This window comes from Micromonospora sp. NPDC002389 (genome assembly GCF_040296095.1).
Lineage (GTDB): Bacteria > Actinomycetota > Actinomycetes > Mycobacteriales > Micromonosporaceae > Micromonospora.
Window position 1 is genome coordinate 124,764 of the sequence record NZ_JBEOWP010000014.1, and the last position, 21,503, is coordinate 146,266.

The following is a 21,503-nucleotide window of genomic DNA, read 5'->3' on the forward strand; positions in this document are numbered from 1 at the left end:
GGGCGGTCGCTCATTGTCTATAGGTCGACAAGACGCGGTAGACCTTCAAGTGCCTGAGGGGAATGGGGCATCTGGTGCACGATGAGGTCGACCGTAGCAACGAGCTCGTTAGCTGTCGATACGACATGCACGCCCGGCCGGTCGGCGTACTCGCGCGCCCAGTCGTGCTGCAGGAGCGAGTCGGTCAGGACCACTGGTCGGCCGTGCTGCAGCGCGAGGCGAGCCTGCATCCGAGCTCCGCTACGGTATGCCGCTTCCACCACGATCGTCGCCGCAGCGTAGCCACTCATGACGGCGTTTCGCATCGGGAAGGTGTACTTGGCAGGTGGCGTGTCTGGCCAAAACTGACTGAGCACTAGGCCATCTCTGATGATCTGATCTTGTAGCTGCCTGTTTGCTGCGGGATAGGACTTATTCACCCCGGTGCCGATGACCGCCACCGTGCGACCACCTGCGCGCAAAGCTGCGGTATGCGCCGCCGTGTCGATTCCGGCAGCTAGACCGGAGACAACCGTGAAACCCGACTCCGCCAGAGCAGTGGCACAGGTCTCGGCGATGCCCACGCCGTGCTCCGTGGGCCTACGGGTTCCGACTACGGCAACCGCCCGTCGATCCTCGGCGAGCGCCCCCCGTGTGAACACAATTGGGGGCATCTGGTGAATGTCACGCAGGCGTGTGGGGTAGGCGTCATCAAAGAACGAGTACACCCCGATGCCATCCGCCGCCCAGGCCTGCAACTCGGTCCGCGCAGCGCTCAACGCATCCTGCACCGGGTCATCGCCGAACAGCGTCTCTCCCACCCCGATCTGCCGGTGCAAGACGGCAAGCGCACTGCCTTCGGCAAGCACCTCTGCGGCTATCTCAGTCCAGCGAGCGCCAGGCTGGCGCAGCAGCGCGACGAGGGCCGCCACCTGCACCTGATGGCCTTCTGGCATGGCACTGATCCTAGAAGTGGTGTGTACCGGCGGCAGCGACACGGGACTCGTTGCCGCTCCTTCCCTCGACTCGCCCACGACCCTAAGCCTCGTACAGCCGTACGACTGTTCCGCTCGGTCACGGTAGCGCCATTGTCCAGCTTCGCGGCCCAGCAGTGCATCTGGCCGCACCGGCGAACACGCTGCGCACCGCCGGGCCGAACCGCACTGCCCACAGGCTGGCGGACAGCATGAACGGTTGACGGCATATAACGGTGACCGTAGTATTGGCGGCCATGCAGGAACCCACATTTCTGATCCTCACCGCGCTGGCCGCGCAGCCGTTGCACGGTTACGGCGTGATCCGGGCCGTCGAGGAACTCTCCGCCGGTGAGGTCAAACTGCGACCGGGCACCCTCTACGGCGCTCTCGACCGGCTGACCGAGCAGGGCCTGCTCGTCGTCGACCGGGAGGAGGCCGTCGAGGGCCGGCTGCGCCGCTACTACCGGCTCAGCGACACCGGCGCCGCCGCCCTTCAGGAGCAGATCGCGCGGTTACGCCGCCACGCCACCGCAGCGGAGAGCCAGCTCGGCAAGCGCTTCGGCGGGGCACCGGGCTTAGGGACGGTGACCGCGTGACCACCGTCTGGCCGGAGGCCGACCACAGTTTGGAGCGCAGCTACCGGACGCTGCTGCTCGCCTATCCGCGACGGCACCGGCGTCGGCACGGCACCGAGCTGGTGACCACGCTATTGGAGATGGCGGCACCGGGTCAGCGCCGTCCCCGCGCCGGGGACGCGGTGCACCTGATCGCCAGCGGTCTGCGGCTGCGGCTCCGGCTACCCGCCGGCCGTCCGCTCCTGGCCGTCGTGGCGGTCCTCACCGCGTTGACCATGGGTGGCTTCGGTGCCGCCGCCGGTTCATGGCTGGGCGCGCAGACGTTCGCCGACCTGCCCGACGTCGCCGAGATGACCCGGCTCACCGCACAAGCCACCGGGACGAGCGACGAAGCTCTCCAGTCGCGCGTGGCGACGCCATGGCAGACCGACACGGCCGGGAGCACCACGTTCGTCCTCCAGCCTCGACCAATGCCCTGGCGTGCCGACAGTCCCGGAACCGTCACGTTCTCCGCCAGCACCTGGAACCCCGATCAAGCCCGTCAGCGGTTCGCCGCAGACGGCTGGTCGGTCTCCTCGCTGACACCGCTGAACGGGAAGCATCTCAGCGCCGAGGACGACGGAACCTTCACCGAGACCTCGGTACGCGGCGCGCGGTTCAGCGCCCAGTCGAACGGTCTGATCATCCACGTGAGCGGTTACACGACAGACGGAAGCGTCGTCTCGGTCCAGGCCGCACCAGCGCGTACCGCTGCGTTCCTGCCGATGATCGTGGGCGGGACGGGCGTCGGGCTGCTTGTCGGCTGGCTGGTCGCGGCTTCCGTCGCTTACCGGATGGTGGCGGCGTCGCCCGGACGGCGCTGGAGCGCCGCAGGGCTCTGGTCTGCTGCGCTGCTGGTGCTGGCTCTGCCGGCGGGCGCGTTGTACGGCAACGTCATGCGGGTCTTCCGGGACGGCGATGCCGATTCCTTCCCGGTCATGACCGTGCACAGTGCCTTCACGCCGGGTGAGTACTACCCGTTCGGGCCGCCCTGGCTGATCCTCGGGCTCACCGTGGCCGGGGCTCTGGTCGCCGTCGCCGCGATCCTGGTCGCCCGGCCCGGCGAACAGCCACCGCAGCAGCCCGCCCTGGCCGGCTGAGGACGTACCGCAACGGGGGCAGGGGCCGTCCGGACCGGGCGGCCTCTGGCGGTACGACCGGCCGACGACGGCAGCCGGAAGTCGCCGTTACCGCGATACTGACCGGATGGAGCCGAGCGCTGCCCGACGACGGCGAGCACGCCCGACCACCGTCGCACACATGTTCTATCCACAGGCTGTGGACATTCGGTGAGCTACCAGCTCAGCGCGATCGTGGCGGACGCCGACCTGCTGCGCGAGGAGACCCGGGACCTGGATCACGCGGTGCTCGGCGAGTTGCGGCAGGACTTCGCCCTGCTGCCGGTGACGCCGCAGTTGGTCGAGGAGTTGACCGGCACCCCACCCGACTATGCGGCCGACGAGCCGAGCGCGGGGGAACCGTTCGCGCTGGTGCTCTCCCCCACGCTGGTCGAGGTGCTGGCCCGCTGGTCGCGGCGGGGGCCGGTGGCGTACGTCGAGGCGGAGTTCGCCGGTGGGGTCGGGTGCCAGGCGGCGGCGGTCTGGTTGGGCGGCATCCTGTCCTGGGGGCCGCGCTTCGACGCGGCGTTCGACGGGCCACGTCCAGAGTGGCCGATCAACGCGGCGTTGACCGAGTTGGGCGCGGAGCCGGGGCGGTGGATCGATCCCTTCGCCGAACTGGGACTGCACGTGGAGCGGAGCACCGAGGGCTGGCTCACGCACGGCCGGCGCGGGCTGAGCGCCGACTACTGGGACGAATTGGCCGACGAATGGGAGGCGCGGCAATAACCTCTTCGCTCCCGTCACGTTGGGGACTGGGGGATTCCATGAAATTGCGACAATTCGGCTTCATCGCCACACTGCTGCTTGCTGCCGCGATCTCGGGCAGCGGACCCATGCCGCCGGACACCATCGCCGTCCGCGAGCCGGTCGCCGCGGCCAGCGTCGTCGACCTCGACGGACTGTCCGATGTCGACTTCGGCGACACGGAGGACGATCTGGCCCGGCGCGGCATACTCCGCACCGACGTCGACGCCTGCGGTCCGACGCTGGCCGGGCACGACATGATCAGCCCGGTCTTCATCGACGACCGGCTGGTCCTGCTCTGGGCCGGCGACCCGGTCCGCACCCCGGAGGGGATCGCGGCCGGGTCACCGATCGCCGAGGTCAGGACCAGTTATCCCGAGGTACGCGCGCTGCACGCACCGCCGGGAACGCACCGCTTCGACGGCCTGCTCGCCCGTGACGGCGACCGCGCCTACCTGTTCCTGCACGACGGCCACACGGTCCAGAAGATCATCGCCGGGTACGCGGACTGGGCGCACCGCCTCTTCGTCGAGGGCCACGGCCCCTGCTGAGCACTAGATCGTGGTACGAATCCGCCCTCCGAGGGGCACTTTCGTACCAAGATCTCGTGTCGGTCGGGGCGACCACGAGAACGCCCGGTGCGATCCGTTGGGATCGTGCCGGGCGTTCTCGGTGTTCACGAGCGGTGGCGGCGGGATTTGAACCCGCGGAGGGCGTAAACCCTCACACGCTTTCGAGGCGTGCTCCTTAGGCCACTCGGACACGCCACCGCCGACGAGGGTACAGGACTGTCGGTTCCGACGCCGAACCGGTCCCGGGCAGGTGGGCCTGGCAGGATCTCTGCCATGAGTACGCACATCGGCGCGAAGCCGGGCGAGATCGCCGAGCGGGTCCTGATGCCGGGTGACCCCCTGCGGGCCAAGTGGATCGCGGAGACCTACCTCGAGGGCGCGACCTGCTACTCGACGGTTCGGGGGATGTTGGGCTTCACCGGGCGCTGGAACGGTGTCGAGGTTTCCGTGCAGGGCTCGGGGATGGGCATGCCGTCGGCCTCGATCTATGCGCACGAACTGGTCAACGAGTACGGCGTGACGTCGCTGATCCGGGTCGGCTCCTGTGGTGCCCTCACCGAGGACCTGAAGCTGCGTGACGTGATCGCGGCGATCGGGTCGTCGACCGACTCGAACATGAACCGGATGCGGTTCGACGGGCTGATCGACTACGCCCCGGTCGCCGACTTCGGGCTGCTGCGTACCTCGGTGGAGGTGGCCGAGCGGCGCGGCGTGGCGATGCGGGTGGGGCCGATCCTGGCGGCGGACGCCTTCTACACCGACCGGCCGGACCTCTACGACAGCCTGGCGCAGTACGGCGTGCTGGCGGTGGAGATGGAGTCGGCCGCGCTGTACACGATCGCCGCGCGGTTCAAGGCGCGGGCGTTGACGCTGTTGACGGTCAGCGACCACATCAAGACCGGCGAGAAGACCACCTCGCAGGAGCGTGAGCAGACGTTCAGCCAGATGGTCGAGATCGCGCTGGACACGATCATCGCCTGAACACCGCGCCGCCGCATCCAACGCCGCCGCCCTAGCGCCGCTGCCGTCAGCACCGCGCCGCCGCCAGCGCCGCCACTGCGGCAGCCGCATCGACCGTCCCGTCACCGCCTCGCGGTGGCGGGACGCGGCACGTCAGGGCCGGTGACGATGGTCACCGCGTAAATAAATACGACCGGTCGGTCTTCTTTAGTAGGGTCGCCGTATGACCGTCGACGGCCGGCTCGCCCGTGGTGAGCGCACCCGCACCGCAGTGCTGGACGCCGCCGTCAGCCTGGCCTCCGCCAACGGGCTCGACGGCCTCTCCCTCGGGCACCTCGCCGACTCCCTCGGCGTGAGCAAGTCCGGCCTCTTCGCCCACTGGCGGTCCAAGGAGGCCCTGCAGCTCGCCACCATCGATCGGGCGGTCGCGCAGTGGCAGGAACGGATCGTCGCGCCGGCCCTGCGCGCACCCCGGGGCGTACGCCGCATCCGGGCGCTGCACGAGGCACGGATCGACTTCTACGTCGCGCGGGTGCTGCCCGGCGGCTGCTTCTTCGCCACCACCGAGTTCGAGTTCAACGCCCGCCCGGGGCCGGTCCGGGATCGCCTCGCCGAGGTCTTCGCCGACTGGACGGCGTTCCTGGAACGGCTCGTCCGGGAGGCCGTCGAGCTGGGCGAACTCCCCGCCGACCTGGACGTCGCGTTGCTGGCGTACGAGATCGACGCGTACGGGATCGCGGCGGCGATGCGCTCGCGGCTGCTCGACCCGGACACCACCTATCGACACGCCCGCCGGGGCGTACTGGCCCGTCTGCGGGCGCTGTGCCCCGATCCCACCCTGCTACCGGAAGGCCCCTGATGACACACGCCCTCGCCGACCAGTCCGCCGTCACGTACGGCCACGTCGGGCAGGCCATGGTGCACTTCGACGACCTCGACGCGCTCGGTCTGCTGCACAACGCCCGGTACGCGTTGCTGCTGGAGCGGGCGATTACCGCGTACTGGTCGGATCGGGGGGTGGCCTACCGCGCCGGGCGGGCCACCACACCGGACGTGTTCCACGCGGTCCGCGAGTTCAGCATCACCTACCGCGCGCCGGTCACCGGCACCGGCCCGATCGCCGTGCACTTCTGGCTGGAGCACTTCGGCACCAGCAGCGCCGTGTACGCCTTCCGGTTCCACTCCCTGGACGACGACACCACTACGTACGCCCAGGGGCGGCGGGTCATCGTCCGGTTGGACCCGGCGACCATGCGCCCGACACCGTGGACGGAGGCGGCCCGGGCGGTGGCCGACACGCTGCTCCGCCCGACCCCGGCCTGACGCCTCGGACGGCACCGCCCGACGGCGATCAGCGGCGACACGCAGCGCACGACCGGACCGCGACACGCGGCAGCGCACGACCGGACCGCGACACGTGGCAGCGCACGACCGGGCTGCGACACGCGGCAGCGTCAGCGGAAGAAGGCGCGCAGGACGGCGGCGTTCTCCGCCTCCAGCACGCCGCCGTAGACCTCGGGGCGGTGGTTGAGTCGGCGGTCGCGCAGCACGTCCCAGAGCGAGCCGGCGGCCCCGGTCTTCGGCTCCCACGCGCCGAAGACCACGGTCGAGACCCGGGCCAGCACCAACGCGCCCGCGCACATGGTGCAGGGCTCCAGGGTCACCACCAGCGTGCAGCCGTCCAGCCGCCACCGGCCCAGCCGCTGGGCGGCCCGGCGCAGCGCCAGCACCTCGGCGTGCGCGGTCGGGTCACCGGTCAGCTCCCGCTCGTTGCGGCCGATCGCCAGCTCGGCGCCGTCGGGCCCGTAGAGCACCGCGCCCACCGGCACGTCGTCGATCGGTGCGGCCGCATCGGCGTCGACCGGTACGGCCGCGTCGGCCTCATCCGCATCGGCGTCGACCGGTACGGGTGCGACGCCGGCAGCCGGAACGGCAGAACCGGTCACCGCGATCTCCAGCGCCCGACGCATCCAGAGTTCGTGCCGCTGTCGTCGGCCGGTGCCGGTCAGATCGGCGAGCGCCTCGTGCGCTCCCGGCCCCACCCGGCCGACCGCGCCGGGAGTGGGTTGGCCCGGCCGGACCGTCTCCAGTGCCGGGTCGGTCGCGTCGACCGGTCCACCGTCGCCGGACCCCGGCGCGCCCTCGACGGGCTCAGACCTCACGCAGCTCCTCGACGTCGTCCACGCAGCCGAGCACCTGGCACACCTCGGCGGTGACGTCGGCCGGCATCATGCCCTCGTGGGCGCAGAGCGCGAGCAGCCGCTGCGCGGGGATGCCCAGGTCGGTGAGGAGGTCCGCCTCGCCGACCGGGTCCGCCTCCGGGTCGACGGCGGGTTGCTCGTTGTCGTCGCCACCGCTGGTCGCCGCCGGGCGTACCTCCTCGGTGTCGTCCAGCCCGGTGACCGACGTCTTGAGGTCGCCGACCAGCAGGCCGCCCAGCCGGGACTCCTCGGCGTACGCCGAGTCGGAGCCGAAGACCCGCAGGTCCTCGCCCTCGTCCAGGCGAAGGATGACCAGGTAGGTGTCGTCCGCCTCGACGAACAACAGCGACAGGTCCGCGTCGGGGGCGAGGTCACGGAGACGCTCGGCCACCTCGTCGACGTCGGCGGCCCCCCGCAGACTCAGCTCGGCGGCCGTCCAGCCGCCCTTCTCGCGCACGACGGCCGCAGCGAAGTACGACACGGTTCCCCCAAGTAGCCTCGGCACAGCACACGCCGACCCGTTACGCGTGCACGTTAGCCGGTCGGGTCGGCAGGCGACCGGTCAACGCCCCGAAGGGCCGGTCATTCCTGGGGAAAGTGACGGGCGCCGGTCAGCCGGTCAGGCGACGGCGGGTGGCGATCAGCTGGCGGAGCCGATCGGTGCGTGCCCGCTGTGGCCGCTCGCGTTCGCGCACCGAGCGGGCGTCCGCCAACTGCGCCAGGAGCTGCATGCGGCGACGGCTGCGATCCGGATCGAGCCGCGGAGTGGTCCAGGCCATACCGGGAGCGTGCCGAGTCACGGCGGCCGAGTCAAGACGGGTTTCGGTGCCTGCACAACAACGCAGCGCAGTCACCGCCGGTGGCGGCCGTCGCCGCTGCTCGACACCGTCGCGCCGGGTCCGGCGTCCGCGCTACCAGAGCGGCCAGTCGCCGCTGGCCGCCCAGCGGGTGACCACCGCGACGGTGGCGATGCTCCAGCCTCCGGCGGTGACGATCGCGATGCCGGCGGCCGCTCCCCGGTCGCCGAAGCGGACCAGCACCAGGGCGGCGAGCCAGGCCACGCCACCGGCGAGCAGGGTCCACCAGGCGTACCCGGCGAGGCTGCGTCCGAGCAGGGCGAACAGGCCCAGCCAGGCGAGCGCGCCGACGGCTCCCGACGCGACACCGGCGCCGCTGACCGGGTGCGGCTCGCGATAGGTGGGGCGCGGCGGGCGTCCGGACGGGAAGAGGCCCGAGGGGCTGTACGGCATCATCCCTGCCACTCCTCCCACGCGTGGACGTCGTCCACCCACCGTAGGCGATACCTGTCAGGATGGCCGGATGGTCTCGCTGACGATCGGACGCCGTCGCGCGTACGCCGCGCTGCTGCTCGTGCCGATGCTCGCCGCCGCCGGCTGCGGGACGCCCCCTCCCCCGCGCGTGGTGCCGCCGACCGGCTCGCCCGCGCCGCCGATCATCGGCGAGGCGGCACCGCCGCAGGACGCGCCGGGACCGACCGGCGCGACGCCGGACACCGCGGACCAGCCGGCGGCGACCGCGAGTCCGACCCGCGCCGGGCTCCGGCACGTCTTTCCGGTACGCGCGACGAAGGTGGCCTACCATCCGACCCACTCGGCGTACCCGGGGACCGACATCTTCGCCGACTGCGGCGAACCCGTCGTGGCGGTCACCGACGGCACGATCGGCGAGGTCAGCCGCCGGGACCGGTACGACAAGCAGGGGCCGCAGGGGCCGTACAACGGTGGCCTGTCGGTGTCGGTGCTCGGTGACGACGGTGTGCGCTACTACGGCTCACACCTGACCGAGATCGCCGACGACATCGCGCCGGGCGTGCGGGTACGCGCCGGGCAGCAGCTCGGCACCGTGGGCCGGACCGGGAACGCCAACAACGTCTGCCACCTGCACTTCGGCATCTCCCCGCCGTGCCTGGGCGAGGACGGCTGGTGGATCCGCCGGGGCGTGATCTGGCCGGCGCCGTACCTCGACTCGTGGCGCGAGGGCGGCAACCGCGAGCCGGCGGCGAAGGTGGCGGCGTGGCACCGCAAGAACGGCTGCCCGGAGCGACCGCCGGCGCGCTGAGCCGGAGACGTCCGGTCCGGCGTCATCCGCATTTCATAAGTCCGACACATTGACGCAGGTCGTGCCGGTGAACTACCGTCGCGTAACAACGAGAGAGCGCTCTCTCATGGAACCAACCCCCCAAACGACGACGAAACGCGCCGTCGACCGGCGCGCCATGGAGGAAAGATGCGACCTCCCGTCCCACGCCGTACCCGTCATCGGCTGCTGGCCGCCACCGCCGCCGCAGCTCTCGTCCTCGGCGGGCTGGCCGTCACCGCCACCTCCCCCGCGCAGGCCGCGCCCGTCGGCGCCGGCAGTTACACCACCACCCCTGTCGGCCCGCTGCCCAGCGGCTGCGGCGACATGACCACCAACCCTCGGCAGTTCGCCACCGCCGACGCGCCGCCGGGCCCGATCCCCACCAACGACTGGTGGTCCTCGCTGCTGTGGAAGCGGCTCAACTGTTCGTTCAGCGAGCCGCTGCACGCCCACCCGGCCTCCTACCGGCCGGTCACCGACGGGCTCGGCTTCTCCGCCGAGTCGGTGGCCGCCATCAGCGGCACCGCGACCGGCGTCGGCGAGTACAAGTACCCCTACGTCGAGGACATCCGGGTCGGCGTGGCCGGCCTCGCCGCACCGCTCGTCCGGGTCGCCGACTGGACGGACTGGACGGTCACCCCGTACTGGAGCGACGGCACCCGCACCCTGCGCGCCACCATCGGTCACGGCCTGCCGTTCGCGTACTTCCGCACCACCGGCGGCGACGCGGTGATCAACGCGAATGGCGGCGGCTTCACGGTCTTCTCCAACAGCGCCGGCCGGATCAGCTTCAGCGTCCGGGGCCACGACTACGTCGCGTACGCGCCGTCCGGCGCCACCTGGACCGTGAGCGGCACCCGGATCAGCTCCAACCTCGCCGGACGCGGCTACTTCTCGGTCGCTTTGCTCCCGGCCACCACCGACGCCACGGCCCGCGCCCAGCTCGCCACCACCTACGGCCAGTACGCGCACGCCCACGTCACCGGCACCCGGGTCGGCTACACCTACAACCAGTCGACCAGCCGGGTGGAGACCCGCTACACCTTCACCACCACCCCGCGCGAGGGCACCGAGACGCGGACCGTGGTGAGTCTCTATCCGCACCAGTGGAAGTCGCTGACCGGCGCCACCCCGATCGCACCGACCTACCCGTCGGCGCGCGGCCGGATGAAGGTGCTCACCGGTGTCGGTGAGTTCCGCACCTCGATGCGGTTCCACGGCGTACTGCCCGAGCTGCCGGCGGTCGCCACCGGCGCCGGTGCCGACCTGACCACGCTGCGGCAGCACCTCGCGGCGGTCCGGAGCAACCCGATGGACCAGCGCGGCGGCGACACCTACTGGACCGGCAAGGGCCTCGGCCGGGCCGCCCGGATCGCCGAGATCTCCGACCTGGTCGGCGACACCGAGACCCGCACCTCGGCGCTGAACGCCATCCGGTCCACGCTCAACGACTGGCTCACCGCCTCACCCGGCGAGACCGAGCGCCTCTTCTACTACGACCAGCGGTGGGGCACCCTGATCGGCTACCCCGCCTCGTACGGCTCCGACCAGGAGCTCAACGACCACCACTTCCACTACGGCTACTACATCGCCGCCGCCGCGACGCTGGCCAAGTTCGACCCGTCCTGGGCCCGACAGGACCAGTACGGCGGCATGATCGACCTGCTGATCCGGGACGCCAACAACTACGACCGGAACGACACCCGCTTCCCGTACCTGCGGGACTTCGACATCTACGCCGGGCACGACTGGGCCTCCGGGCACGGCTCGTTCGCCAGCGGCAACAACCAGGAGTCGTCGTCCGAGGGGATGAACTTCGCCAACGCCCTGATCCAGTGGGGGCAGGCCACCGGCAACACCGCGGTTCGGGACGCCGGCATCTTCATCTACACCACCCAGGCGGCGGCGATCCACGAGTACTGGTTCGACGTCAACGACGAGAACTTCCCGGCCGGGTTCGGGCACTCGAACGTGGGCATGGTCTGGGGCGACGGCGGTGCGTACGCCACCTGGTTCAGCGCCGAGCCGGAGATGATCCAGGGCATCAACCTGCTGCCGATCACCGGCGGCCACCTGTACCTGGGCTACCACCCGAACTACAACTCCATCAAGTACCAGGAGCTGGTCCGCAACAACGGCGGCGAACCCACCGTGTGGCAGGACATCCACTGGCAGTTCCTCGCCCTCGGTGACGCCGATTCGGCGCTGGCGAAACTGCGCGCCAACCCCGGTTACACGCCGGAGGAGGGCGAGAGCCGGGCTCACACCTTCCACTGGATCCGCAACCTCGCCGGGCTGGGCCGGGTCGACACCGGGATCACCGCCGACCACCCGCTGGCCGCCGTCTTCAACCGCAACGGCGCCCGCACCTACGTGGCCAGCAACATCTCCGCGACCCCGCTGACCGTACGGTTCTCCGACGGTACGCAGCTCACGGTTGCCGCCGGACGTACCGCCACCAGTGGCGCGCACACCTGGACCGGCGGCAGCGCCGGCGGGGGCGTACCGCCGGGCCCGACGCCCACCCCGACGCCGACCCCCACGCCCACCCCGACTCCGACGCCCACCCCGACGCCGACCCCGACGAACCCGCCGGGCTCGGGTCAGCCGACCCGCTACCTGCTCGCCGGCGGCGGACTGGCGGCGGCCGGCACCGCCGGGACCACGACCGTGGCCAGTGCCGGCGGCACCAACCGGGACGGCACGCCGACCAACCCGGCGGTGTTCACCGCGACCGGGCTCAACCTCAACCACACCGGCGGACAGACCGCGTTCGACCTCTTCCTCGACGCCGGCAACGCGGTCGGCAACGGGGTGCAGGTACGCGTCTCGTACGACCTGACCGGTAACGGGAGCTGGGAACGGGTGGAGACGTACCGCTACTTCGCCACCGACCCGGTACCCGGCTGGGAGACCTACACCCAGGCGGCCGGACTGCACTCCAGCACCGGCAGCCTCGGCAACCTGCGCGGCGGCACGGTCCGGGTGGAGGTCTGGTCCGCGATCGGCAACAACCCCAGCACCCTGGGCGTCGGCAACCGCTCGGTGGTACGCCTGCCGTACTCCTGATCCGCTGACACCCGCACTCCGCGCCGCCGGTCACACCCCGACCGGCGGCGCGGACGCGTAGCTTGCAGTACATGCGTGACGCTGTTGCTGATCTGCGCCGGATCGCGTTCCTGTTGGAGCGCGCCAACGAGGCCACCTACCGGGTCCGGGCCTTCCGGTCGGCGGCGAACGCACTGGCCGCGCTGCCCGCCGCCGAGCTGGCCGAGCGGGCCCGCAGCGGCACGCTCACCGAGCTGGCCGGGGTCGGCGACGTCACCGCCCGGTGCGTCACCGAGTCGCTGGCCGGTGAGGAACCGGTCTACCTGCGTCGGCTGGTCGCCACCGAGGGCACCGACCTGGACGCCGAGGCCGCCGCGTTGCGCAGCGCGCTGCGCGGTGACTGCCACACCCACTCGGACTGGTCCGACGGCGGGTCACCGATCGAGGAGATGGCGCTGGCGGCGGTCGAGCTGGGTCACGAGTATCTGGTGCTGACCGACCACTCGCCCCGGTTGAAGGTGGCCCGGGGACTGACCGCGGATCGGCTGCGCCGCCAGCTCGACCACGTGGCGCAGCTCAACGAGGCGCTGCCGGAGGGCTTCCGGATCCTCACCGGCATCGAGGTCGACATCCTCGCCGACGGCTCGCTCGACCAGGAGGAGGAGTTGCTGGCCCGGCTGGACGTGGTGGTCGGCTCGGTGCACAGCGGCCTCAACGACGACCGGGCGAAGATGACCCGCCGGATGGTGGCCGCCGTCGCCAACCCGCACCTGGACATCCTCGGCCACTGCACCGGGCGCATGGTGTCGTCGCGTCCGGCGGGGGTGACCGGACCCGGTGACCGGGGGCATCGGGCCCGTACCCGGGCGGAGAGCGACTTCGACGCCGATGCCGTCTTCGCCGCCTGTGTGGAGCACCGCACCGCAGTGGAGATCAACTCTCGGCCGGAGCGGCAGGATCCGCCGAAGCGGTTGATCCGGCGGGCCCTGGAGGCCGGCTGCCTGTTCGCGATCAACACCGACGCGCACGCGCCGGGGCAACTCGACTGGCAGCGTTTCGGCTGCGAGCGGGCGGCCCGCTGCGGCGTACCCGTCGACCGGGTGGTCAACGGCTGGTCGGCGGACGACCTGATCGCCTGGACCCACGGCTGAGCCGGTCGGACACGGCGAGCAGGGCCGACATCACAGACGTACGGGTCACGTAGGGTTCGCTGCGTGGGACGAATCGATGACCTCGCGAACCGGTACGTCGCCGACTGGGCGGCGCTGAGTCCGGCCGGCGCGACCATGGTCGGCATCTCCGGGCACGACGACCAGCTCGACGACCTGTCACCCGACGGGTACGCCGCCCGCGCCGACCTGAGCCGGCGCACCCTGACCGAACTCGACGCCGTCGAGCCGCAGTCGGAGGCCGAACGCACCGCCCAGGAGGCGATGCAGGAGCGGCTCGGCCTGGACCTCGCGCGCTACGACAGCGGCGAGACGAGCAGCGAGGTCAGCGTCATCACCTCCGGGCTGCACGAGATCCGGATGGTCTTCGACCTGATGCCGCAGGAGGGCGAGCAGGCGCAGGCCGACATCGCCGCCCGGCTGAACCTCTTCGCCGGCGCGTTGGAGTCCTACAAGACCACGCTGCGCGAGGCGGCCGCCGCCGGACACGTCAGCTCGCGGGTGCAGTTGCTCGAGGTGGCCAAGCAGTGCGACACCTGGGTGGACCCGGACGGCGACAACGTCTTCCACGGGCTCGTCGAGCGGCTGGGTGCCGACGGTGCCCTCGACGCGGAGTTGCGCCGGGGCGCGGCGGCGGCCACCGCGGCGACCGCCGAGTTCGGGCACTTCCTGCGCGCCGAGCTGGCCCCGCACGGCCGGGAGAAGCAGGCCGCCGGGCGGGACCGCTACGAGCTGGCCTCGCAGTACTTCCTCGGCGCCCGGGTCGACCTGGACGAGACGTACGCCTGGGGGTTCGCGGAACTGGCCCGCCTGGAAGCCGAGATGCGGACGGTGGCGGCGCAGATCGCCGGGCCGGGTGCCACGATCGACGAGGCGGTGGCCAAGCTGGACGCCGACCCGGCCCGCACGATCCGGGGCAAGGAGGCGTTCCGCGACTGGATGCAGGGGCTGGCCGAGCAGGCGATCAGCGACCTGAACGGCACCCACTTCGACATCCCGGAGCAGGTCCGGCGGATCGAGTGCATGATCGCGCCGACCAGTGACGGCGCGATCTACTACACCGGTCCGAGCGAGGACTTCAGCCGACCGGGCCGGATGTGGTGGGCGGTACCGCAGGACCTGACCGAGTTCTCCACCTGGCGGGAGGTGACCACGGTCTACCACGAGGGGGTGCCCGGCCATCACCTCCAGGTGGGGCAGACCGCCGTCCGCGCGGAGCTGCTCAACCGCTGGCAGCGGCTGCTCTGCTGGGTCTCCGGCCACGGCGAGGGCTGGGCCCTGTACGCCGAGAACCTGATGGACGAGCTGGGCTACCTGGCGGACCCGGGCGACAAGCTCGGCATGTTGGACGGCCAGGCGTTCCGGGCCGCCCGGGTGATCGTCGACATCGGCATGCACCTCGAACTGGAGATCCCGGCGGACAACCCGTTCGACTTCCACCCCGGCGAGCGCTGGACGCCGCAACTGGGGTGGGAGTTCCTGCGGGCGCACTGCCGGGTGCCGGACGAGATGCTGCGCTTCGAGCTCAACCGCTACCTGGGCTGGCCGGGGCAGGCGCCCTCGTACAAGGTGGGCGAACGGATCTGGCTCCAGGCCCGGGAGGACGCCAAGGTCCGCAAGGGCGCCGACTTCGACCTGCGGGAGTTCCACCGCCAGGCGCTCGACCTGGGCGCTCTCGGGCTCGATCCGCTGCGCCGGGCGCTGGACCGGCTCTGAGCGACGAACACGGGACGAGGGTCGCCCCTCGTCCCGTGTTCGTTCCGGCGTACGGGGATCAGTTCTTGTCGGAGTCGCTGCGCGCGGAGCGTTGCCCCGGCGCGGTGGGCTCGTCGGATTTCCAGTTGGTCGACGCCGGTGGGATCTCGTCGGACAACGGGCCGCTCTGCCGCTGGTCGTCGCGGACCGCCGGCTGGTCGACCCGGGTCGGCGTCGAGGTCGCGGCATGCCGACCGGTCGGGCCACTCCGGCCCCGGTCGCGGGAGACCAGGAGTCCGACCAGGATCATCGCCACACCGAGTACGGCGAGCCCGAGGGGCGCGTACACGCCGAGGATGGTGAGCTGGCCCCGGCTCTCCTTGGCGCGCTCCACCGAGGCCGCCACGGTCTCGTCGTTGTAGGCGAAGTCGGCGTCGAGCAGCGTCACCTGGGCACCGGTGTTCGGCACCAGCACCTTCTTCTGCTGCTCGCGCACCTTGAGGTAGGAGCCGGTCACCGGGTCGACCCAGACCGTACGGATGTTGCTGTAGACGACGTCGCCGGAGGTCGACCCGGGGGCGAGCGCACCGAGCAGCAGGCCGACCCGGTCCGCCGGCAGCGGCAGCTTCTCGTCGGTGATGACCTGCTCGTACCGGTACGCCTCAAGCCCGTCGATGTCCTCGGTGCCCTTGAACTCGGCCACCCGGGTCTGCCGCAGATCCCGGTCGAAGACCTCGTAGTCGGTCTGGGCGGAGTTGAACGGGAACTTGTAGATCTGCCCCGCGTACGGGACCTTCTCCTGGGTGCCGCTGTCGTCGAGGTAGCCCTCGCTCCACTCGACGGCGGCGCCGGAGACCCGGTCCAACGCCAGCTCGGCACCGTACGCGCTGACCAGCTCCTTGGTGTCGGTCCGGTCGACGGTCTGACCGACTCGCCAGACCACCGTGTCACCGGCCAGGTCGCCGCTGAGCGCCGCCGTCTTGTCCCGCTCGGGGGTGACCAGGATGGTCGACTTGAGATCGGCCTGGTTGATGGCCGCCGCGCCGTTGGTGATCTGCAGGAAGGTGGCGTTCTTGGCCTCGGCGACCGACGTCGAGGAGTCCAGGTCGTAGGGCAGCTTGGTCATCGCGGGTTTGACGACGAACACCAGCCCGGCGGCGAGCGCCAGGAGCAGTACGCCGCCGCCGAACAGCACAGCACCCACGGCGCGGTGCTTCATGTTTCCTCCCCGAGGAGCTAATTTTCGTCGGCATCGATTAGTGTGGCCGCGAGGTTACTACCAAGTCACATAGCAACGCGACCCCCGGTCAGCCCCGATTTCGCCACCTCGTCGGATCGTCTGCCAGCGGACCGTCGCAGGACGAGCACGAAGTTCCACGCCGCCACCTCGCGAAGGCCCGGCACCCGGATCACCCACCGCGCCCACCAGGGGTGGTAGCGGGGCAACGCGTCGACCACGTCGACGTCGCCGTTACCGCGCGCCCATCGCAGCGTGTCCGAGATGGAGACCGGGAAGAGCGTCTCCTGGAAGCGGTTCTTCGGCGGTCGCCCGTGGCGTCGTTCGTAACGGCGACGCGCCCGGTGCCCGCCGAGCCAGTGCCACGGCGCGGTCTCGTGCCCGCCCCACGGCGACAGCCAGGGCGTGTACGACACGAAGATCAGCCCGCCCGGTCTGGTCACCCGTACCATCTCGTCGAGCATCGACGGGGGATCCGCGACGTGTTCCACCACGTTGGACGAGAACGTCACGTCCACGCTGCCGGTCCGCACCGGCAGCGCCGTGCCGCTGCCCCGCAGCATCCCCGACACCGTCTCGCCGCCGGCCGAGAAGTCACCCACGTCCGGGTCCAACCCGACGTACCACGCCCCGGCGGCACGGAAACTGGTCGCGAAGTACCCCGGTCCGCCTCCCACGTCGAGCACCGTCCGCCCGGCCAACTCCGTGTAGCCGGAGACCTGGCGTACCGAGTCGGCGGCGAGCAGTCCGTAGAAGTGGTCGGGATCGGTCTGCTCGACCAGGAAGGCCCGGAACAGCGTCACCGAGCGCCGCAGGGTCGCGAAGCGGCGCAGCGCCGCCCGCCGCGTATGGTCGTCCAGCGCAGTCACCGTGTCACCGTCCCGTTCTCGCCCTCGCTGCCGACATCGCTCACGCCGGGCGACGCGGTCGCTGTGTCCGGCGTCGCATCATCCGGTACGGGTGGCGCGGCACGCATCCCGGGGACCGGCACCACTGCGGCGACCACCGCGCCGATCGCGACCAGCATCGCCGCCTGCACCCACGTGCCGTAGGCCCAGTCCTGTCCGTGGCCCTGCAACCGGCCGGTCACCGCGACCGCCGTGGCCACGGTCAATCCGCCCAGCACCACCACCGGCAGGGCACGCGGGGCCAGTTGGCGGAGCACCATCGCGGCCAGCACGATGGCCACCGGCAACACCCCGCCCAGGAAGACGAGCAGCGCCAGCAGCAGCGCTCCGATCGCCCAGGCAGACGTCTCGGCGGGTACGCCGCGCGGCACGTCGGCGTCGGGCACGGGCCTGCGGCGTACCGGCCACCCGGCCAGGACCAGCACGCCGGCCGCCGTCAGCGCGCCCGCGCCCAGACCGGCGCGGTACGGCTGGTCGGGCGCGAAGACGAGTCGGACCTCTCCGCCGGAGCCGGCCGGCAGCACCCACGCCTGTTGCCAGCCGTCGACGCGGGTGGTGGTCAGCCGTTCACCGTCCAGCGTGGCCGTCCAGCCGGGGTTCGCGTTCTCCGGCACCACCAGCAGCGCCTGCTCGCCCGCCGCGACCCGGACCGTGCGGTCGGTCGGCGCCCAGTCGACCACCTCGACCTCGCGGTGCCGTGGCGCGACGGCCACGTCGCCCTCCGGCCGCAGCGTCGCGTCCTGCACGACGAACCCGGCCGACGGCGAGGTCACCAGCCGGTGGCCGCCTGCGGGCAGGTCCAGGACCGCACCGTCCTCGCCGCAGATCCGCACCGGCACCGGCCGCCCGGCCCGTATGTCGGCCAGGCTGGCGGTCACCGAGGTGCGGTAGCGGAAGCCGTCCATCTCGACGGTCGGACCGTCGCCGCAGCCCTCGACCACCAGGGCGTCGGCGGTGATCGGCGTGAGCAGGTCGGTCAGTGCCGGGATCTCCACCTCCGCGATGCCTGCGGTGGCGGGCCAGCCGTTCACGCGCTCGTCCGCGACGCGGTGTTCGGTCTCCAGCACGACGATCTCGATCCGGTCGGTGCGGACCGCCGGGAAGCGGACCACACCGTCCGTGTCGACCGGCACCGTGACCTCGCGTTCCGGGGTGCGGATCTCGACGCGTCGCGGTAGCGAGCCCACCGGCAGGTCGGCGGCGCGCAGCCGCACCTCGTCGATCCGGCGCTGCCCCGCCCACCCCAGCCGCAGGGTGGGGCGCAGGTCGTCGGTACCGGCGAGCCAGGCCGTGCCCGGGTCACCGTCGACCGCCGCGTACGCCGCTACCGCCGCGTCGCCGCCGAGCTGTGACGAGGAGGTGGCGGTCAGCGCGCTGTCCGGCAACTCGAACTCGCCGCCCGGCCGGGGCACGGCCCGCAACTGGATCCGGTAGGTGCCCGCCGTCGGGTTCCGGAACACCCGGTCCAGGCCGGACGGCTCCTCACCGGCCCTGGCCAGGAACCGGTCGCAGCGGATCACGCGGTCGCCCGCCATCGGATCCGCGCCGTCGGCCGGGCTCGGATGACACGCGGGCCGGTGGGTCGTGCCCCGACTGAACGCCCACCTGACCGGCGTGGACGTCGTGTCCGGCAGGTCGGTCGGCGCACGCAGACCACGTCGCGGCTCGGTGTCCGGAATGGTCATCTCCTGGATGCCCACACCACCGTCGAGCCGACCCTCGGCCACCTGCAACACCGTCACCCGCACCCGACTCGTCGAGCCGGGGAGGGTGTAATACGAGTGGGCACCCAGGGTCTGGGCCACCTCGTGGTCCACCGAGCCCCGGTCGGTGGTGAGGCGGAACCGGGTCACCGGCCACCCCACCGCGAGATCGCTGACGAACGCGAGACGTACGTTGTCCACCGGACGCGGTGTGTCCAGGTCCACCTGGAGCCACTGACCGATCGGGCCGCCCAGCGGTGCCGAGTGCCAGGCGGTGCCGGGATCACCGTCCAGGGCCGCGAACGGCAGGCGCGAGGGGTCGGCCGGGCCGAAGGAGTCCGCGAAACTCACCGCCGAGGAGGCGCTGACCTCGCGTACGCCCTGGTAGGTGGCGGTCGTCTGGTGCCGGTCGGCGGCGAAGGGCAGCAGGTCGAGGGCGACCCGCCCAAGCCGCCCCTCCTCGTTCGCGGCCAACGTCTGGGAGAGGTTGTCCCGCACCCGGCCGATGTCCCGTTCGCGGCGCCGCAACCCGTCCGTGACGATCCAGGAGTCACCGGTGGCGTCGGGATACTGCTCCCGGTCACCGGCGAGCACCACCGGCCGGTCCCGTTCCACCATCCGCTGCTCCAACAGGGGCAGCAGCGATTCGGGGCCGCCGCTGACCGTGGGCACGTCGGCGGTGAGCACCGCCGAGGCGGCGGAGACCGGCCGCTGCACCTCGTACACCTCGACCGCCGGCAGGGTGCCGGCCGGATCGTCGACGGGGCTGCTCCAGGTGCGGGCCAGCACGTCGGCGGTGCCGAAGCTCGCCACCCGGGCGATGCCCGGTGACTCGGCAAGAGCCCGGCGCAGCACCGCGACCGGTGGCGCGTCGACCTGGGGGCGGTCGATGTCGTTGCGCAGCAGCAGGTGCCGGAAACCGGAGCGGGCGAGCAGGTCGGCCAGCCCGGCCGAGCCTCGACCGCTGGCCAGGGCCTCCTCGACGGTGTCCATCATCCGGGTGTTGCCGGCCGAACCGAGCGGGACCTGGTGGCGTACCGCCCACGGCGCCCCGGCCAACGCCTGCAACGGCTCGTCGACCGTGCGTCCCCACTGGTACTGCCCGAAGCTGGTGCCCGGCACCACGAGTGTCCGGGCCATCGCGTCGCGGTCGGCGAGCCAGGTCGCCGCCGAACGCCAGTGCGGTGGCAGGTCGGACCAGCCGGGACCGGGCCGCAGCAGGCCCAGCCAGGCGGGCGCGGCGGCCCCGAGCACGAGCAGCAGCACCGGGGCGAAGACCAGCGGCCGGAGCCGGAGCCCGGGCCGACGCCGGGCCAGCGCGTGGTGCAGTCGGGTGGCCGCTGCGGCGACCCCGTGCGCGAAACCGAGCATCAGCGGCAGCCGCAACACCGGGTCGAGTTTGTGGACGTTCCGCAACGGTGCCAGCGGACCGTCCAGCAGGCCGCGCACCTGCTCGGAGATCGGGCTGTCGAGCGCGCCGACGTAGCCGACGGTGAGCAGGGTCAGCCCGGCCAGGAAGCCGGCCACCAGGAACCGCCGCTCGGGCAGCAGGTTGCCGGCCAACCCGGCCAGGCCGATCAGCGCCATCACCGCGGTGAGCGTCATCAGCACGGGATGGTCGATCAGCAACCATCCGGCGGGCCACCAGGGCTCGCCCTGCACGATGTACGCCACCCACTGGTTGGTGCCGCGCACCGCCTGGAACAGCGAGACGACCGCCGTGGTCGTGGTCGACGACTCGATGTGGTCGAGGAACGGGAGGCTGTACTGGCCGAGCAGCAGCAGCGGCACGATCCACCACAGGCAGACCCCGAGCACGCAGACGCACCACCAGACGACCAGGCGTCGATGTGCGGCGTCCCAGCGGCGGGTGAGCAGCCACATTCCGGGGAGGAGCAGTGCCAGCAGCACCACGGCCGCGTTGATCCCGCCCATCCCGAGCACCGCCAGCGCGGAGAGGGCGGCGGCCCGCCGTGGCGAGCCGATCCGGTGGACGGTGACCAGCGGCAGCAGCACCCAGGGCAGCATCGAGGCGGCGAGCGTCTCCGAGGAGAGCGCCCCGACCTCGGTCAGGATGCGGGGGGCGAGTGCGTAGCCGAGTGCCGCCGCGTACCGGGTCGGTTCGCTGCCGATCCCCAACGCGCGGGCCAGCCGCAGCAACCCGTAGAACGCGGCGACCAGCAGCAGCGCCGTCCACAGCCGCTGGGTGATCCACGGTGGCACCGACAGCAGTTGCCCGACGGCGAAGAACGGTCCCATCGGGAAGAGGTAGCCGTACGCCTGGTTCTGCAGTTCTCCTGAGGTGGCCTCCGGATTCCACAGGTGCAACGCACGGGCCATGAAGTGGATCGGGTTGGCGGCGAGGTCGAGCTTGGTGTCGAAGGTGACCTGGCCGGGCCGTTGCACGAAGGCGATCACGGTGAGCAGCAGCATCGACAGCGTGGTGCCGGGCGAGCGGCGCAGCACCGACAGCAT

Annotated in this window: 18 protein-coding genes and 1 tRNA gene; 11 read left to right on the forward strand and 8 right to left on the reverse strand. The window is 71.6% G+C overall.

Features of this window, described 5'->3' with window-relative positions:
* Positions 1 to 17: 17 nt before the first annotated feature.
* Positions 18 to 935 carry a DNA-processing protein DprA gene (locus ABT008_RS24390; protein ID WP_350698745.1) on the reverse strand — a complete coding sequence of 306 codons (918 nt, stop codon included), beginning with the start codon at positions 933 to 935 and terminating at the stop codon, positions 18 to 20.
* 275 nt (positions 936 to 1,210) lie between these two features.
* Between ABT008_RS24390 and ABT008_RS24395 the strand changes: the two genes are divergently transcribed.
* The 4 genes from ABT008_RS24395 to ABT008_RS24410 all read left to right on the forward strand — a co-directional run bounded on the left by ABT008_RS24395 (position 1,211) and on the right by ABT008_RS24410 (position 3,986).
* Entirely contained in the window at positions 1,211 to 1,552 is a 342-nt protein-coding gene (locus ABT008_RS24395; RefSeq protein WP_350698747.1) for a PadR family transcriptional regulator, read from the forward strand.
* Positions 1,549 to 2,670 carry a hypothetical protein gene (locus ABT008_RS24400; protein WP_350698748.1) on the forward strand — a complete coding sequence of 374 codons (1,122 nt, stop codon included), beginning with the start codon at positions 1,549 to 1,551 and terminating at the stop codon, positions 2,668 to 2,670. The genes ABT008_RS24395 and ABT008_RS24400 overlap by 4 nt, the downstream gene beginning before the upstream one ends.
* A gap of 189 nt (positions 2,671 to 2,859) precedes the next feature.
* A complete protein-coding gene (locus tag ABT008_RS24405; protein WP_350698750.1) occupies positions 2,860 to 3,417 on the forward strand; it encodes a hypothetical protein in 558 nt (185 codons plus the stop codon).
* Positions 3,418 to 3,491: 74 nt separating this feature from the next.
* Positions 3,492 to 3,986: a hypothetical protein gene (locus tag ABT008_RS24410; protein ID WP_350698790.1), complete on the forward strand. Its 495-nt coding sequence runs from the start codon at positions 3,492 to 3,494 to the stop codon at positions 3,984 to 3,986.
* Positions 3,987 to 4,118: 132 nt separating this feature from the next.
* Here ABT008_RS24410 and ABT008_RS24415 read toward each other — a convergent pair.
* A tRNA-Ser gene (locus ABT008_RS24415) sits at positions 4,119 to 4,205 on the reverse strand.
* A gap of 75 nt (positions 4,206 to 4,280) precedes the next feature.
* Here ABT008_RS24415 and deoD point away from each other — a divergent pair.
* The 3 genes from deoD (at position 4,281) to ABT008_RS24430 (ending at position 6,290) form a co-directional block, all read left to right on the forward strand.
* Positions 4,281 to 4,988 carry a purine-nucleoside phosphorylase gene (deoD, locus tag ABT008_RS24420; RefSeq protein WP_350698752.1) on the forward strand — a complete coding sequence of 236 codons (708 nt, stop codon included), beginning with the start codon at positions 4,281 to 4,283 and terminating at the stop codon, positions 4,986 to 4,988.
* 202 nt (positions 4,989 to 5,190) lie between these two features.
* Entirely contained in the window at positions 5,191 to 5,826 is a 636-nt protein-coding gene (locus ABT008_RS24425) for a TetR/AcrR family transcriptional regulator (RefSeq protein ID WP_350698754.1), read from the forward strand.
* Complete coding sequence (locus ABT008_RS24430; protein WP_350698755.1) at positions 5,826 to 6,290, forward strand: acyl-CoA thioesterase; 465 nt, start codon at positions 5,826 to 5,828, stop codon at positions 6,288 to 6,290. Before ABT008_RS24425 ends, ABT008_RS24430 begins: the two co-directional genes overlap by 1 nt.
* 131 nt (positions 6,291 to 6,421) lie before the next feature.
* Here the strand turns inward: ABT008_RS24430 and ABT008_RS24435 are convergent, their stop codons facing one another.
* From ABT008_RS24435 to ABT008_RS24445, 3 genes are all read right to left on the reverse strand, one after another.
* A complete protein-coding gene (locus tag ABT008_RS24435; protein ID WP_350698757.1) occupies positions 6,422 to 7,129 on the reverse strand; it encodes a nucleoside deaminase in 708 nt (235 codons plus the stop codon).
* Positions 7,119 to 7,649, reverse strand: a complete 531-nt coding sequence (locus tag ABT008_RS24440) for a tRNA adenosine deaminase-associated protein (protein ID WP_350698759.1) — start codon at positions 7,647 to 7,649, stop codon at positions 7,119 to 7,121. The genes ABT008_RS24435 and ABT008_RS24440 overlap by 11 nt, the downstream gene beginning before the upstream one ends.
* Positions 7,650 to 8,079: 430 nt before the next feature.
* Positions 8,080 to 8,421, reverse strand: a complete 342-nt coding sequence (locus ABT008_RS24445; RefSeq protein ID WP_350698761.1) for a hypothetical protein — start codon at positions 8,419 to 8,421, stop codon at positions 8,080 to 8,082.
* 124 nt (positions 8,422 to 8,545) lie between these two features.
* Between ABT008_RS24445 and ABT008_RS24450 the strand changes: the two genes are divergently transcribed.
* The 4 genes from ABT008_RS24450 to ABT008_RS24465 all read left to right on the forward strand — a co-directional run bounded on the left by ABT008_RS24450 (position 8,546) and on the right by ABT008_RS24465 (position 15,201).
* Entirely contained in the window at positions 8,546 to 9,247 is a 702-nt protein-coding gene (locus ABT008_RS24450; RefSeq protein ID WP_502890502.1) for a M23 family metallopeptidase, read from the forward strand.
* A gap of 168 nt (positions 9,248 to 9,415) precedes the next feature.
* Positions 9,416 to 12,337 (forward strand): glycosyl hydrolase, encoded by a 2,922-nt coding sequence (locus ABT008_RS24455; protein WP_350698765.1) that lies wholly within the window; start codon positions 9,416 to 9,418, stop codon positions 12,335 to 12,337.
* Positions 12,338 to 12,408: 71 nt separating this feature from the next.
* The gene (locus tag ABT008_RS24460; protein ID WP_350698767.1) at positions 12,409 to 13,467 is read left to right on the forward strand and encodes a PHP domain-containing protein; all 1,059 of its coding nucleotides are present in this window, start codon (positions 12,409 to 12,411) and stop codon (positions 13,465 to 13,467) included.
* Between the two features lie 63 nt (positions 13,468 to 13,530).
* Positions 13,531 to 15,201: a DUF885 domain-containing protein gene (locus ABT008_RS24465; RefSeq protein ID WP_350698768.1), complete on the forward strand. Its 1,671-nt coding sequence runs from the start codon at positions 13,531 to 13,533 to the stop codon at positions 15,199 to 15,201.
* Positions 15,202 to 15,259: 58 nt separating this feature from the next.
* Here ABT008_RS24465 and pgfA read toward each other — a convergent pair whose 3' ends face one another.
* From pgfA to ABT008_RS24480, 3 genes are all read right to left on the reverse strand, one after another.
* Entirely contained in the window at positions 15,260 to 16,399 is a 1,140-nt protein-coding gene (pgfA, locus tag ABT008_RS24470; RefSeq protein WP_350698769.1) for a cell envelope lipid trafficking protein PgfA, read from the reverse strand.
* 65 nt (positions 16,400 to 16,464) lie between these two features.
* Positions 16,465 to 17,286, reverse strand: coding sequence for a class I SAM-dependent methyltransferase (locus ABT008_RS24475; RefSeq protein WP_350698771.1), 822 nt, complete (start codon positions 17,284 to 17,286; stop codon positions 16,465 to 16,467).
* Complete coding sequence (locus ABT008_RS24480) at positions 17,283 to 21,503, reverse strand: alpha-(1->3)-arabinofuranosyltransferase domain-containing protein (RefSeq protein ID WP_350698792.1); 4,221 nt, start codon at positions 21,501 to 21,503, stop codon at positions 17,283 to 17,285. The genes ABT008_RS24475 and ABT008_RS24480 overlap by 4 nt, the downstream gene beginning before the upstream one ends.